Origin of the sequence: Polynucleobacter sp. TUM22923 (genome assembly GCF_030295705.1) — a bacterium.
In the GTDB taxonomy this organism is placed as follows: Bacteria; Pseudomonadota; Gammaproteobacteria; order Burkholderiales; family Burkholderiaceae; genus Polynucleobacter.
In genome coordinates this window covers 238,353-252,517 of record NZ_AP027274.1, presented here as the reverse complement: position 1 = coordinate 252,517, position 14,165 = coordinate 238,353, and the positions used below count along the sequence as shown (strand labels likewise).

Genomic DNA, 14,165 nt, shown 5'->3' with positions numbered 1-14,165 from the left:
TCAGATTTCAATTGCGTCCATAGGAATCTTCAAAGCGCACGATATCGTCTTCACCCAAATAGCTACCAGACTGCACTTCAATAATTTCTAGTGGAGTTTTTCCTGGATTAGACAGGCGGTGGGTTTGCCCCTGCGGAATGTAGGTACTTTGATTTTCAGTCAATAAAATGACTTGATCACCATTGGTAATCTCTGCCGTGCCTTTGACCACAATCCAGTGCTCAGCTCTGTGATGATGCATCTGCAATGACAGGCTGGCACCAGGTTTTACCTGAATACGCTTGACCTTAAAGCGCTCTCCTTCATCCACACTGTCATACCAGCCCCAAGGCCTAGCTACTTTGCGATGAAGATTCTTTTCTTCACGTTTTTGGGCTTCTAGTTGGAGAACGATCTGTTTTACTTCTTGGCTATTTTTTCTATCAGCAACTAAGACGGCATCAGCCGTTTCAATAATGACCAAATCTTTAATACCGACTGTACTGACCAAGCGGCTACTAGAATGAATCAACGAATTAGTCGTTTGACTCAGTAAGGTATCACCACTAGTTACATTGCCTTGGGCATCTGGACTGCCTACTTGCCATACAGCATCCCAAGCACCTAAGTCATTCCAGCCAGCATTGAGTTCGACCATCTTCACTTCAAATTGACTGCCTGGGCACTTTTCTATTACTGCGTAGTCAATAGACTCGCTGGGGATCTGATTAAATAATGCTTTATCAGGCCTGATGAACTGTGTGCCATCAGCTTTATCTTCTGATTTTTTATCCCAGCTTTTTTCAGTGGCATCCAAAATATCTGAACGAAACTCTTTTAATGCCGCAAGCCAAGTGCTGGCACGCAGTACAAACATACCGCTATTCCAAAAATAGGCACCACTCTCTAAATACGTCTGAGCAATCTGCGCGTCTGGTTTTTCCGCAAACTGCGCCACAGCATATTCATTAAAAGCCCCCTTATTACCTGAGCGCTGAATATAGCCATAGCCCGTCTCTGGAGCAGTTGGTGTAATGCCTAAAATAGCAATCGTGTTTTTACTTGTATCTGCATTCACCAGCGCAATACAGTCTTGAATTGCCTTAGTAAATGCCGATCCATCCTGAATAGTTTGATCTGCTGGTGTAATCACCAAGATTGGATCACTCTCTTGGCTTGCCATTAAGGCCGCCAAGGTTAAAGCAGGAGCAGTATTGCGTCCGGTAGGTTCAAGCAAAAGCGTTGCCTGAACTTGGGGTAAGTCACGGAGCTGGTCTAGTACCAAAAAGCGATGGTCTTCATTGGTAACGACTACTGTATTGCCGATATTACCGATAACAGCTGAACTAGAACCAATCTGATTGAGGCGCTCTACTGCCTCCTGAAATAGGCTTTTTCCCTGGTCGTTTCCAGATAAAGCTAAAAACTGCTTAGGGAAGCCTGCTCGCGACAAGGGCCAAAGCCGAGTTCCGGAACCACCACACAAAATTACAGGAAGAACAGTAGTCATTAAACGGGTCTAAGTTACTTTTATGATTTTTATAAATAAGCTTGTATTTTATATGCTCCAGGCTCCCCGGTAACTATAAATTCTCAAAAAGAAATTGCTTAACAATCAATATTGTTAGCATATACTAACTTTAAGGATTGTTTATAAAAAACATTTGTTTGCGCTGCTACCCAATCAGGCCGTAAAAAATAAATGGGGACTCCCAAACACTCTCCACTCATCATTAGTGATTAGTTGTTAGTCAGGTTGATTTAACGCTAACAGGGATGCACTTACTACTTCATTCACGCTAGGCGGTTTTTGCATATCCCCTAGATTGGTAATTTCCTTACTCCAATACCCTTCAGTCTTCCATCTTGGCGAGTCGCAGTAGATCTCTATTGTCGGTTTACCAAGAACAGCAGCTAAGTGGGTTAAGCCCGTGTCCACTCCTACCGTAAGAGCGGCATGAGCCACTAAGCCATAAGCCTCATTAATTGAGAAGGCGCTTGGCACAATAGCTCCTGGAATCTGGCTGGCAATGAGTTTGCTCACCTTCATCTCCGCGTCACTTCCCCACGGGAATACCACCTGATAGCCTTGATTGGCCAGTACTTTTCCAAGCTCAACCCAATTGCTATTGGACCACCGCTTAGCCTCACGCGCTGTTGAGTGGAAACACACTACATAAGGAGCAGAGAACCCATTGGGCAACTGTTTAATACCGTCAATGGGTATCACTGGTAATGCATTTGCAAAGCCCTCTGGATAAAACAGTGGCGGCTCATCATGGCAATTAATTGGCGGCCAATCAAATGCTGAACACATGACTTGTCGTGAACGATCAACTGCATGGCACTTTACTGGCACCTGAACTGATTGGGTATAAAACATTCTAGCCATGGGCTCATAACCAGAATATTCGGTTGCATTAGCTAGCCCAGCCACTATGGCACCCTCTGATTTTTTAGCTAAAGCGCACACTAAAGCAGACTTGATTAAACCTTGGGTTTCTAAAACATAGTCGTAGGGGATAATTTGCAACTGTTTACGCATTGCAAAGAACTCACGCCAAGTGCGCAAACTGAATAGATTCTTTTTCCAGCGCCGAAAGCCTACTGGAATGATTCGATCTATTCCTCTGAAGGAAGCTGTGGTTTTAAGTGGCTCGAGCAAATGCACATAGGCCTCTTCCACAATCCAATCGATTTGAGCATTGGGTAAGCGTTTACGTAAGTCCCAAACGATGGGAAGGTTGTGCAAAACATCGCCCAAAGAAGACAACTTAACCAATAGAATCTTTGGTGATTTGGGCGCTTGAATTGCTTTTGAGATCTCGTTTTGATGCTTGCTAGTCATACCCGCATTATCTTCTATTTCAAGTTAGCTATTCCCAGTACCTTAGGCAAATGCTCATGAGCAAATAGGCTCTATTGATCAAGCAATTACTGGCAATGATTTGCTAAAAATGCATCATGAATTTTTAGCAATGATTGTTTAATGACAAGATCATAAGATAAAGTAGCCGCAAGCTCTGCACCCCTCCGCCCTATTTGCATCGCTTTATCATCATTTAGCTGAAGCCATTGAGTTTTCTCAATTAAATCAGATAGATCTGATTGGACCGGCACAAAGTGCACCCAGGGAATCAGCTTGTCGTAATACCATTGTTCAAATCCATGCGGAGAGGCAACTTTAAGAACTGCAGAACCAGAAAGAAGCTTCAAAAAGAGTCCAGCCCAAGCATTAGTGTTTCCATCAATATCAATTTGATACTTATATTGATTGCTAGAAAATATTGGGACATAGTCTCGCATTAAGCCAGACGACTGCACCTCTTTAAGCTCAGCCTTTGGTATCTGTGCCAAAGCACTCACCCCCACATCAAATAATTGTTGCATATTAGAATTCTGGCAAATTTCACATAATGTAATGCGAGGAATCGTTCTCCATGAGTCTCCAGATCTCACTCCAGTGGTACTGCCGCGCCAAAAAACAAGTGGCAGTTTTTCCTGCCAAGGGATCGAGTTGAGCTGGAAATAGTTTCTAGCCTTGCCATAACCCTCAGTTTCTAAAAATTCTGTATCCGGTATTAGCAATGAATCGCTACGGTTAGAGCAAAAGCTAATGCCTTTTGCATCTGCAGAATCATCTAGGTTAAAAAAAATAGATCCTGAAACGAAGTGCTCAGATCGATGAAAAGCAATAATTATCGGTAGAGCTAGCGCTAGTCTTGTAATAAAAAATTGAACTCGCTCTTTTGGTAAATCATGATTAAAAATGAAACTGCAAAGGTCTGGAGATTGCGCCTTCCATAGCACCCCTGTAAAAGGCGTATTTTGAACGGCGGCAGAAAGCTGAACTTGCAATGGCGCTGTATTTTTAGTGAAGTGATTACTAGCTTCGGTCCACTTACCCGCTGCAATGAATTTTGCAATTTTCTTAAAATCAAATATCAACGTCTACCTTTTGACTGAAGCGTCATTTAAAAATATGTATTTTCAAAATTTTGGCGTCACATTCCAGGCCAATCCAGCTAAGTCCTTTGCATTCATATTGGGGGTAACACCGTTAGGTAATGGCCACTGAATAGCCAGCCGAGGATCATTCCAGGCCAAACAAGCCTCACTTAGTGGATCGTAATAATCAGTGGTCTTATATAAAAACTCGGCAGTTTCAGAAAGAACTAAAAAACCATGAGCAAAGCCTGGAGGAACCCAGAGCTGTTTGTGATTTTGAGCGCTTAGCTCAACGCCAACCCATTTACCAAATGTTAAGGACTCTTTTCTCAAATCAACAGCCACATCAAATACCGAACCCTGCGTTACGCGAACTAATTTGCCTTGGGTATGCTTGAGCTGGTAATGCAAACCCCGTAAGGTCCACTGTCTTGAAAAAGAATGGTTATCTTGCACAAACGCTACATCTAGATTGGTGGCTTTACTAAAGTCGTCTGCATTAAAGGATTCAGTAAACCAACCACGCTGATCACCAAAGACCTTGGGTTCTAAAATCAACACATCAGGAATAGCTGTTGGTGTCACTTGTAGTTTTAAGTTATTGGGCACTTGGGTTAAACGCTCGCATTGATTTCATTGAGTATCTTGGTAAGGTACTGGCCATAACTGTTTTTACTCAATTGACTTGCCACTTTTTGAACGGTCTCTGCACTAATCCAACCCTGACGGTAGGCAATCTCTTCAGGACAGGCCACCATCAGACCTTGGCGTTTTTGTAGAGTAGCAATAAAGCCAGCAGCATCCAGCAAAGAATCATGTGTACCGGTATCGAGCCAAGCAAAACCACGACCCATGATTTCTACACTTAATTCATTCTTTTCCAGATAGACGCGGTTAATGTCGGTGATTTCCAATTCACCACGGGCACTAGGCTTGATAGAGGCAGCAATATCGCACACTTGGTTGTCATAAAAATAGAGTCCTGTTACCGCGTAATTACTTTTAGGCTGAAGTGGTTTCTCTTCAATCGATAGCGCTTTGTAATTTTTATCAAATTGCACTACACCGTAACGCTCTGGATCATTGACGTGATATGCAAATACCGTTGCCCCAGAAACGCGATCATGGGCACTATTGAGCTGACTTACTAATTCATGGCCATAAAAAATATTGTCGCCAAGCACTAAAGCACTGGGATCATTGCCCACAAAATTCTTACCCAAAGTAAATGCTTGCGCTAAGCCATCTGGCGAGGGCTGTACACAGTACTCAATGTTCAGGCCCCACTGAGAACCATCACCTAAAAGCTCCTGAAAGCGTGGCGTATCGTGTGGAGTAGAGATCAATAAAATATCCCGAATACCTGCCAACATCAAGGTGGTCAAAGGGTAATACACCATAGGCTTGTCATACACCGGCATGAGCTGCTTAGAGACAGCTTGTGTAACAGGGTACAGACGAGTGCCCGAGCCGCCCGCCAAGATAATTCCCTTACGATTAATGCGCTGTACTGGCTGTACTGGCTTTAATGAATTCATTGGATTTACTGTCATGCAGTTCTTTCTAAATATTGTCGTCTTGAACTAAGTTGCGAACATAAGCTTGTACAGCCTCGCCCCAAGGTTCATTTAATTGAACTAATTTTGACATATCGCCCCGCCCCTCAAAGACCCTGCGTAACTTATCAGTCGACATCAGTGAATTCATAGGCCTAGGGGCTGGTAAAGGGTATTGCACCGCAGGGATTGGCTTAATAGCCTCAGGGCTTAGTATCAAAGATGCACCAGCCTCTTTGGCAGTTAGCACTGCTAGGGATGCTAATCCATGCCAATTGGTCTGGCCAGTAGGCACCGCATGATAAATACCCAATGGGAACTGATTTAGCCTCCCATCCACCTTAATCGCTAAATCTAAACTGACTTTAGCTAACCACTGCGCACTAGTGGGAACACCGTGTTGATCTTCAATAACGTTGAGCCCCTGCTTATCCTTGGCTAAACGCAAAATAGTACGGATAAAGTTACCGCCATCGCCATAGACCCAACTCGTTCTAAAAATGGCAAATTGACCAGTCTTATTTTTAAGTGAGTTAGCAGCATTTGCGGTGCTCACTGCATTTGCTTCTGCAAATGCCCTCACAATGGCTTCTTCACCCGCAGCCTTGCTTTTGCCGTAAACCCCTAATGGATTACGGATGTCATCTTCTAAATAGAAGCCATACTTCTCACCATCAAATACGTAATCTGTTGAATAGTGCAAGAAGGTTGCGCCATGCTGAGCAGCGTAATGCGCCATCAATTGAGGGGCTCTTGCATTTATTGCAAATGCCAAATCTTTTTCTGTTTCGGCTTTATCAACAGCGGTATAGGCAGAAGCGTTAATAATCAGCTCTGGCTCAAATTGATTAAGCAGGCTGGTAACAGCTGACTCGTTGCTTAGATCACATTCCGCTCGACCAACGTACTGGATGACGAGCTGATTCTCTAGAGTCGAGACCAAGGGGGTAAACGCTGCACGAAAAGCCTTGCCTAGCTGACCGTCTTTTCCAAATACGAGGATTTTCATCACTAAGAGCTGTCTAGCTGTATTGTTTTTGTAACCAGTCACGGTAAGAGCCACTTACAACACCCTCCACCCACACTGGATTATCCAAATACCACTGGACTGTTTTACGAATACCCGTATCAAAAGTTTCTGCAGGGCGCCAACCCAACTCTCGCTCGATTTTGCCCGCATCAATGGCATAACGACGATCATGCCCTGGGCGGTCTGTAACAAACGTAATCTGCTCAGCATAGGATTTGCCATCAGCTCTAGGCTGCAACTCATCCAAAATCTGACAAATCGTCTTGACTACATCAATATTGGCTTTTTCGTTCCAGCCACCAATGTTGTAAGTCTCGCCTAATCTCCCTTTAGCTAAGACCTCGCGGATAGCAGAGCAATGATCACCTACATAAAGCCAATCCCGAATCTGCTGACCATCCCCATAGATTGGGAGCGGCTTGCTATTTAAGGCATTAAGAATGACTAAAGGAATAAGCTTTTCTGGAAAGTGATACGGGCCATAGTTATTAGAATAATTAGTCGTCACTACTGGAAAACCATAAGTATGGAACCAAGCGCGCACTAAATGATCTGAAGCAGCTTTAGAGGCTGAATAGGGGCTATTAGGCTCATAACAGTGCGACTCTGTAAATGCAGGATCAGTCAGAGAAAGTGAGCCATAGACCTCATCAGTCGAGACATGATGGAAACGAAAAGCCTTCTTGGGAGATTCCTCCAAGCCATTCCAGTAAGTACGTGCACACTCTAGTAAATTAAACGTACCAACAATATTGGTAGTCACAAATTCAGCAGGACCATGAATGGAACGATCTACATGACTTTCAGCAGCAAAGTTCACAATGGCACGTGGCTGGTGCTCTTTTAACAAAGAAGCAACTAAGTCCTTGTCGCCTATATCGCCATGTACAAAAATATGACGGGGATCATTTTTTAAGGGCTCAAGCGTTGCTAAATTACCGGCATAGGTCAGCTTATCTAGATTGATGACGCCCTCTGCTTGTGGATTGGCCAGCCAATCCAATACAAAGTTACCGCCAATAAAGCCTGCGCCGCCTGTCACTAGAATCATTTTTGCCTGCTAGTTAATAAAGGTAAATTCAACTACGAAATTTAATACTATTTTAAGGGGCATTTAAGAGTCTTTACTGCAATTTGATTCAAGACAGGTCAAAGGTCAGAGAATTGACGTTTGATATGGTATCTTTTCGGTTACTCCACCGAACATCGGTTTAATTTTGAAATTTAGCGAATCTAACTTAAAAAAAGCCTTCAAGAACATATTCCTAAGGCACAAGGCGAATGTTTTTTTACTGGAACCCCAATTAGGGCTTGGTGATAGCCTCATCAATATTGGGCTTATTAAGACCCTCTCACTAAATAACCCAAGCAATTTTTACTACTATGCATGCCTCCCGACCTCACTTCACTCTGTGAATTGGATATTTCGGGATTTACCCAATATTTACCCAACTCCGGTAAATAGTGGCAAAGAAGCCCGGCAGTTAGCTGATTTCTATAACTGTAAGCATCTCTATATTGGCGGACCTGATCTTAAAGTACGTAGCTTTGATGAGTTTTACTATAAACAACATCAAATACCATTTGAATCGCGATGGAGTCTGGCATCAGTCCCAAGCGGACCCTATTCAGACCTTTTGTTTACAAAACTCAATCCAGGGAATGAGTCGTATATTTTGGTGAACTCAACCCAATCAGGCAACACAAAGTACAAACTAAAAATAGAAAATCCCTCGCAGAAAAAAATTATTGAGGTCTATCCAGCTACTAGCAATATTTATGATTGGACGAAGCTTGTTTTAGAGGCGAGCGAAATTCATACGATCGATACTTCTTTTATTCATTTTGTAGAAAATATTTACGCTTCTTCTTCCAGGAGCGGGCTTTTTTATCATTTAGCCCGAATCAGCAAAACCGAATTTACTCGACGACTGCCATGGGCATTAGTTTCTTATGATCGAAGCTAATTGCTTTGCAGTAATTTGAATTTTCATTAAAAGATATCGTTTTTTGTACTTCCAAGAAAATTGAACTCTTGAGCCAACTAATAGGGCTAATTTCAGTTTATTTTCTGTTAGCAAATAATTAACCAGATCATATGCGTCGACTCCTTTTAAATAGGAGTCAGGGAGTAGCTTTAAAAAATGGACTAGATCCTCGTCATCGAGAACTCTAGCAAAATTAAAGAAGCCATGAAATCCAAAAGCGTCATGCCACTCTGAGCGCTCTACTGCAAATTGCTCGGCAATAGAAGCCGGGGCGAATTTGATGCCACACTCTTGCCCCAGAAAATCTTTGTTATCAACGCAGATGCAGTAGTCCTCTGGATGTTTTTTGATAAATCCAGGGCGCTTAATTGCTTGCAGCAGCTTTACTGATCTCAAAGAAAAACCGCCGTTGCCTACTGGGGTTTGAGGATGGTGTGGCCATACGGGCCCAATGTAGTCGTAATTAAGAAAGTCCTCTTGCCACAAATTCGGATGGGTAATAAAACTATCCCACTGAATAATCAGGACATGCGTGCCTTGGACATGGGCATCAATTCCGGTTAATAGTAAGTCGGAATAGTCTTTTGTAGTCGCAATCGGTGGTGCTTGAACATAATCGATACCTGCCCGCTTACTTTTTACCTTATCCAAACTAGTAATAAGTACGACTTTGCAAAAACTTGCCCCACTGAGGCATCGATCAATTGCCCAATGCGCAAGTTCTGGTTCGCGTGTTTCAACGCAAAGAAGAGTAACTTGTGAAAGATTGAGCATTTTTACTAAATATAGGGATTGAGCTTAGACAAAACCCACTAGGAGTGAGAACTTAAACTGTATTTTCTTGAGCAGACGTTTAACAGTTCTCCATACCCGAGAAGTAATACTCTTGTTAGAGGGCCCAAAATCACCCCAACTCTCCCAATTGGATTGATACACCACGCCTAAATAGTCATGGGCTAATACTGTTTCTTGATAGCCTAAGACTTGATCAGCCCAGAGCTGATGCTCATAGTGATAGTGCTTAAATAATTGCTCACGAGGGAATATGGGAATAGCCCTAAAGTTCATTAAAGACTCACCATACCAAGTGAACTCTGATCCACATAGAAGTACAGCATCTAAAAAGTTCATTTTGTTTGGCGTTAGGTAATTGACATCTAGAGATTCCCAAACCTTTGCACTCCACAAAAATGGCGCATAGCCATAATCATATGTCACACCAGTCCGATTTAAGGCCGCCTTGATTGGCTCTCGATCTGCTAAAAAATGCTGCCGTATCTTTTTAGGGCCAAAACGCTCAGTCGCCTGTAATACATCGCGCCCCTCATGAATAATTGAATACGGAATGTCATCTTGAGCAATAAAGTCACGTTCATCAAAATCACGGATAAAAATACAATCTGAATCCAAGACCAGATAGTTACTCGAGATCCCCAGGCGCCAAAACTCCGACTTAATGACCTGCTGCCTTAAGCCACCCCGAATGGAGTAAAGCTTCTCAACATTGAGTTTTGGGTTGGCTGCAAAAATATCCCCCTCATCAAAGACGGTGACATCCATGCCCTTTAAGGGCTCTTCTGAGTGCTCTTCTAAGTGCTCTCCTAAGTGCGCTTTAAAGAGATCTACATCATTAGCTGGAACAGAAATGTAAAAAGGGATGTTCGCTTTATTGTGCTTACGAATACTTTGCGCTAATTTGACTGTACGCAGTAAGTCTTTTCTGAAGGTGCAGCAATATAAAACAAGGGTTTGCATGATTTATGTCAATCGTTAAGATGAAGCTAGTATGGCTTGGGTCTGCAACACTATGGTTTGAGTAGCTTGATCAACGCCAACAGGCATCCATTTGGGCGCAATCAATGTTTTGGCTTGCCAGTCTAGCCAGATTCTCTCAAGAGCCAGCTCAGTAGCCTGGATATCGCTTTGAGGGCTTAAATAAGCACCCCGATCTAACAACATTTGATCTAACTGGGGATTGCGATGAGTAATGCCCCAAATAGGTCTACCGGTCCACAGGTAGTCATACAGCTTCGAAGGAATGTATTCAGCACACCATTCATCATTGCCGTGCAGCAAAATTAACACGTCTGCTGCCTGCATTCTTTCAACAACGCGCTCTCTGCCAGACTTACCTGTTACTGGGTCTTTTTCTAAGCGGCCATGGGCTATCAGCATGTCTTCGAGCTTCAGGCTTTTAAAAGACTCTAGTGTCAGTGGATCTAGTGGCGCACCATAAGCATGCACTTTGATATGTTCTCTTGCCTCAGGAAACTTTTCTAATAAGGGTGCCAGTGCCTTCAGGACAGTAGATAGTGAACGATCATTTGCTAAAGATCCGAAGTGGCAAAGATTGAGCTGCTCTGTGTACACATGAGACCCATTGGCATCTAAACCACCAGGAGGCTCCGCGCCCGGCATCAAGACAAAACCATGAGCATTGTTAGGGGTGTTCAGATTGGGATTACGCACCTTCGCATAATGCAAAGCGCCTTCGGTAAACCACCAAGCCAAATCGGCATATTTGCAAATTTGCTTTTCTAAATACTGACGAAACTGGGCATCACGATTTTTAGGCTTTTCAAATCCCTGATCGTTAGGGTCTTTCCGAATCACCAATGGATCATGAATTTCTACAATCCAAGGCAACCCTGTTTTTTTCTTCAGCCACAAACCAGCCAAGTGGGCAGACCAAGCACCCCCAGTCGAATAAATCACATCGACCTTACCTTCCCGAATGAGACGCAAGCCATGCACAAAAGCAGGCATCGCCCAAGACCATTGACTGGAATAACCTAGGAATGATTTCTCAAGCGCGATGAATGGGGCTAAGACAATAGACACTAAGCCAGTACTTACTTTATAAAACCAGCCCCTGCCATATTGATTGGCAATCCAATGGCGAAAGTCAAAACGAAAGGCTGCAGGTCCCCAAGCCAGAAATTGCCGATGTGGAAAACGCGTATCTATAATGCCGGTAATGGCACTAAAGACAATGGGCTGAACACCCACTTCTAATAAATAAGGAATCTTGTCGGTAATGGTCAAACTAGATGCCCTGCCATCCATATTGAAACCATGCGACAAAATTAACCAGTTCTTTTTTTGCATCTGCACTTGGGTTGACTAAAGGATTAGTTACCAGCCACAATAGACATCACTGCCATGCGCACAGCAATACCAAAGGTCACTTGATTCAAGATCACCGATTGCGGCCCATCAGCCACTGCCGAATCAATCTCAACTCCTCGGTTCATGGGGCCTGGGTGCATCACAATGGCATCACTCTTGGCTAAGGCCAAACGGGCTGGTGTTAAGCCGTACTGTTTAAAGAAGGCTTCCCCCTCAGGCACTTGTCCTACTTCCATGCGCTCTTTTTGAATACGCAAGGTCATAACAACATCAACCCCTTTAAGGCCCTCTTCCATACTATGAAAGACTCTCACTCCCTGCATTGCTAAATCTCTTGGCAGCAAACTCTCTGGGCCAATTACCCGAATATCCGTACAACCCAAAGTGATGAGTGCGCAGATATTGGACTTCGCTACTCGGCTATGGACTACATCCCCTACGATGGCTACTTTAAGACCCGTAAAGTCTTTTTTAAAGTGGCGCATGGTGTACATGTCCAATAAGCCTTGGGTGGGATGCTGATGACTACCATCACCGGCATTGACCACATGCACATGGGCTGGAACATGCTGAGCAATTTCTATAGGGGCTTTAGAGACGCCATGGCGCACCACAAAAATATCCGCCTGCATCGCCACTAAGTTATCAATCGTATCTAAAAGACTTTCACCCTTTGCAGTAGAGGAAGTAGAGATATCTAAATTAATTACATCCGCCGATAAACGCTTAGCAGCGATCTCAAAAGTAGTACGAGTACGAGTAGAGTTTTCAAAGAATAGGTTGAAAACACTCTTACCTCTAAGTAATGGTACTTTTTTTACTTCTCTAGAAGGATCCGTCACACTCACAAACTGCTGAGCCGTATCCAGAATATGAATGATCTGCTCTTTAGGTAAACCCTCTAAAGTCAGTAGGTGTGTTAATTCTCCAGCAGAATTAAATTGATTCACTAGCGTATTGCTCTCTGTACTCATGCTGTACGCTCCTCTAGTTCAAAGCTGAACTTACCAGCGTCATCTTTTTCTAAAACTAAAATGTGGTGATCCGCAATACGCACTTGCTCTCCAACAAAATCAGCACTGATGGGGAGTTCTCGGCTCTGACGATCTGCCAAAACCATCAGCTCGACGGATGCAGGTCTACCAAAGTCGAATAATTCATTTAAGGCTGCGCGTACGGTGCGGCCAGTCTGCAGAACATCATCAATCAAAATCACATGGGCACCGTTGACTTCAAAAGGCAAATTCGTAGGCATGGTGCCAGCCGTACTCATAGCAGTCATGCCTTTTTCAGCATAGTCATCCCGATGAAAGGCGACATTGATCACACCATAGTGAGGAAGACCTAAATCACTTGCTAAACGTTGTGCGATCCAGGCACCACCCATGGCAAGGCCTGCTAGTTCAAAAACGGTATTAGTGTCATGGCGCTGTTGAAGCGCTGCTAATAATTTTAGGTAGGACTGCTCTGCATTCATCTCAACTAATCCCATTGTTCTCAAGAAAATACTGCTCCAAAATCAAAGCAGCAGACTCGGCATCCAAATTGTCCCGCATCTTAGGATCGGACTCTAAAACTGCGGAGGTATAGCGTTCATCTACCCAGCTTACGGGTAAGCCAAAGCGTCCATTGAGCTGATTGCCGAAACGGCGTGCTTTGGTGCTCATTTCATGTTGGGTGCCATCAGGGTGGCAGGGTAAGCCCACGACTAACTGATGGGGCTGCCATTCTTGTAAAAGCGCCCCAATGGCCTTAAAACGGGCATCGTCAGACTGCTCAGCAAGGATCTTTAAAGGCTGGCCTGCTCTAGTGAGTGTATTACCCACAGCAACGCCAATTCGGCGTGTGCCATAGTCAAAAGCCATGATGGTGCGTTCTTGAACTACACCCTTGGGCATATTGTCCTCAAGCATGCCCTGCCTCACCCGATAAGCAGGAAGGATCAAAGCCTAAATGACTCATAGTGCGTTCATAGCGCTGCGCAGAAGGCGTATCAAAAATGATGTTGGCCATCTGCTCACGAGATAGCGGAACATTAATCCAATCGTTGAGGGTGATTTCTTTTTCTAGCTGACCAGCACCCCAGCCTGCATAACCAAGGGTCATTAAAAACTTACTAGGGCCAGTACCGGCGGCTACCGCCTCTAAGACATCCTTAGAAGTCGTCATCGTCAAGCCTTCAGGAACCGTTAGTGAAGAGCTATAGACCGTATCTGAACCAGACTCATGCAATACAAATCCGCGCTCTATTTGCACTGGACCGCCAAAATAGACTGCTTGATTCAATAGTAGGGCAGTTTCTGATTTACTCTTGAACTCAACTTCCACCTTGTCAAACAGCATAGCCAGGTCTACTTCAGTAGGCCGGTTAACGACTAAACCCATGGCACCGCGCTCAGTATGCTCAAACAGGTAAATGACCGTACCCTCAAAATTGGGATCAGCCAAACCAGGCATGGCAATTAAAAATTGATTAGCAAGATGGTTGGATAAATCAGAAATGGGCGCAATTGAAGGAGATCTCGAGGACATAGT

The 14,165-nt window shown here is 43.9% G+C and carries 15 protein-coding genes; 1 reads left to right on the top strand and 14 read right to left on the bottom strand.

Annotated features, from left to right (window positions below; translation table 11 throughout):
• Nucleotides 1–7 precede the first annotated feature (7 nt).
• The 7 genes from QUD86_RS01330 to rfbB form a co-directional block, all read right to left on the bottom strand.
• The gene (locus QUD86_RS01330; protein ID WP_286297471.1) at nucleotides 8–1,489 is read right to left on the bottom strand and encodes a mannose-1-phosphate guanylyltransferase/mannose-6-phosphate isomerase; all 1,482 of its coding nucleotides are present in this window, start codon (nucleotides 1,487–1,489) and stop codon (nucleotides 8–10) included.
• Between the two features lie 237 nt (nucleotides 1,490–1,726).
• Nucleotides 1,727–2,827, bottom strand: a complete 1,101-nt coding sequence (waaC, locus tag QUD86_RS01325; RefSeq protein WP_286297469.1) for a lipopolysaccharide heptosyltransferase I — start codon at nucleotides 2,825–2,827, stop codon at nucleotides 1,727–1,729.
• Between the two features lie 86 nt (nucleotides 2,828–2,913).
• Nucleotides 2,914–3,927 (bottom strand): glycosyl transferase family 90, encoded by a 1,014-nt coding sequence (locus QUD86_RS01320; RefSeq protein ID WP_286297467.1) that lies wholly within the window; start codon nucleotides 3,925–3,927, stop codon nucleotides 2,914–2,916.
• A gap of 42 nt (nucleotides 3,928–3,969) precedes the next feature.
• Nucleotides 3,970–4,536, bottom strand: coding sequence for a dTDP-4-dehydrorhamnose 3,5-epimerase (gene rfbC, locus QUD86_RS01315; RefSeq protein ID WP_286297466.1), 567 nt, complete (start codon nucleotides 4,534–4,536; stop codon nucleotides 3,970–3,972).
• Nucleotides 4,537–4,541: 5 nt separating this feature from the next.
• Nucleotides 4,542–5,429 (bottom strand): glucose-1-phosphate thymidylyltransferase RfbA, encoded by an 888-nt coding sequence (gene rfbA, locus QUD86_RS01310; protein WP_286298576.1) that lies wholly within the window; start codon nucleotides 5,427–5,429, stop codon nucleotides 4,542–4,544.
• A 61-nt stretch (nucleotides 5,430–5,490) separates the two neighbouring features.
• Nucleotides 5,491–6,492, bottom strand: coding sequence for a dTDP-4-dehydrorhamnose reductase (gene rfbD, locus QUD86_RS01305; protein WP_286297465.1), 1,002 nt, complete (start codon nucleotides 6,490–6,492; stop codon nucleotides 5,491–5,493).
• A 13-nt stretch (nucleotides 6,493–6,505) separates the two neighbouring features.
• A complete protein-coding gene (rfbB, locus tag QUD86_RS01300) occupies nucleotides 6,506–7,564 on the bottom strand; it encodes a dTDP-glucose 4,6-dehydratase (protein WP_286297464.1) in 1,059 nt (352 codons plus the stop codon).
• A 361-nt stretch (nucleotides 7,565–7,925) separates the two neighbouring features.
• On the opposite strand from rfbB, the gene QUD86_RS01295 reads away from it, so the two are divergent.
• On the top strand, nucleotides 7,926–8,480 hold the full coding sequence (locus tag QUD86_RS01295; RefSeq protein ID WP_286297463.1) for a hypothetical protein: 555 nt from the start codon (nucleotides 7,926–7,928) through the stop codon (nucleotides 8,478–8,480).
• On the opposite strand, the gene QUD86_RS01290 is transcribed toward QUD86_RS01295, so the two are convergent.
• The 7 genes from QUD86_RS01290 to QUD86_RS01260 are packed head-to-tail and all read right to left on the bottom strand — an operon-like array spanning nucleotide 8,457 to nucleotide 14,141.
• Nucleotides 8,457–9,275, bottom strand: coding sequence for a DUF5672 family protein (locus tag QUD86_RS01290; protein ID WP_286297462.1), 819 nt, complete (start codon nucleotides 9,273–9,275; stop codon nucleotides 8,457–8,459). The two genes, QUD86_RS01295 and QUD86_RS01290, sit on opposite strands and share 24 nt — an antisense overlap.
• A gap of 24 nt (nucleotides 9,276–9,299) precedes the next feature.
• Nucleotides 9,300–10,256, bottom strand: coding sequence for a DUF6492 family protein (locus QUD86_RS01285; protein WP_286297461.1), 957 nt, complete (start codon nucleotides 10,254–10,256; stop codon nucleotides 9,300–9,302).
• 15 nt (nucleotides 10,257–10,271) lie between these two features.
• Nucleotides 10,272–11,609 (bottom strand): glycosyltransferase, encoded by a 1,338-nt coding sequence (locus QUD86_RS01280; RefSeq protein ID WP_286297459.1) that lies wholly within the window; start codon nucleotides 11,607–11,609, stop codon nucleotides 10,272–10,274.
• A gap of 23 nt (nucleotides 11,610–11,632) precedes the next feature.
• On the bottom strand, nucleotides 11,633–12,604 hold the full coding sequence (locus tag QUD86_RS01275) for an aspartate carbamoyltransferase catalytic subunit (RefSeq protein WP_286297458.1): 972 nt from the start codon (nucleotides 12,602–12,604) through the stop codon (nucleotides 11,633–11,635).
• On the bottom strand, nucleotides 12,601–13,122 hold the full coding sequence (gene pyrR / locus QUD86_RS01270; protein ID WP_286298573.1) for a bifunctional pyr operon transcriptional regulator/uracil phosphoribosyltransferase PyrR: 522 nt from the start codon (nucleotides 13,120–13,122) through the stop codon (nucleotides 12,601–12,603). Before pyrR ends, QUD86_RS01275 begins: the two co-directional genes overlap by 4 nt.
• Nucleotides 13,109–13,543 carry a Holliday junction resolvase RuvX gene (ruvX, locus tag QUD86_RS01265; RefSeq protein WP_286297457.1) on the bottom strand — a complete coding sequence of 145 codons (435 nt, stop codon included), beginning with the start codon at nucleotides 13,541–13,543 and terminating at the stop codon, nucleotides 13,109–13,111. Before ruvX ends, pyrR begins: the two co-directional genes overlap by 14 nt.
• Nucleotides 13,536–14,141, bottom strand: a complete 606-nt coding sequence (locus tag QUD86_RS01260; protein WP_286298570.1) for a YqgE/AlgH family protein — start codon at nucleotides 14,139–14,141, stop codon at nucleotides 13,536–13,538. The genes ruvX and QUD86_RS01260 overlap by 8 nt, the downstream gene beginning before the upstream one ends.
• Nucleotides 14,142–14,165 lie beyond the last annotated feature (24 nt).

Bases quoted from the DNA above. Each gene is read 5' to 3' on its own strand.
- QUD86_RS01330 (WP_286297471.1), bottom strand. From the start codon at position 1,489: ATGACTACTGTTCTTCCTGTAATTTTGTGTGGTGGTTCCGGAACTCGG.
- waaC (WP_286297469.1), bottom strand. From the start codon at position 2,827: ATGACTAGCAAGCATCAAAACGAGATCTCAAAAGCAATTCAAGCGCCC.
- rfbD (WP_286297465.1), bottom strand. From the start codon at position 6,492: ATGAAAATCCTCGTATTTGGAAAAGACGGTCAGCTAGGCAAGGCTTTT.
- rfbB (WP_286297464.1), bottom strand. From the start codon at position 7,564: ATGATTCTAGTGACAGGCGGCGCAGGCTTTATTGGCGGTAACTTTGTA.
- QUD86_RS01290 (WP_286297462.1), bottom strand. From the start codon at position 9,275: ATGCTCAATCTTTCACAAGTTACTCTTCTTTGCGTTGAAACACGCGAA.
- QUD86_RS01285 (WP_286297461.1), bottom strand. From the start codon at position 10,256: ATGCAAACCCTTGTTTTATATTGCTGCACCTTCAGAAAAGACTTACTG.
- QUD86_RS01280 (WP_286297459.1), bottom strand. From the start codon at position 11,609: ATGCAAAAAAAGAACTGGTTAATTTTGTCGCATGGTTTCAATATGGAT.
- QUD86_RS01275 (WP_286297458.1), bottom strand. From the start codon at position 12,604: ATGAGTACAGAGAGCAATACGCTAGTGAATCAATTTAATTCTGCTGGA.
- pyrR (WP_286298573.1), bottom strand. From the start codon at position 13,122: ATGGGATTAGTTGAGATGAATGCAGAGCAGTCCTACCTAAAATTATTA.
- ruvX (WP_286297457.1), bottom strand. From the start codon at position 13,543: ATGCTTGAGGACAATATGCCCAAGGGTGTAGTTCAAGAACGCACCATC.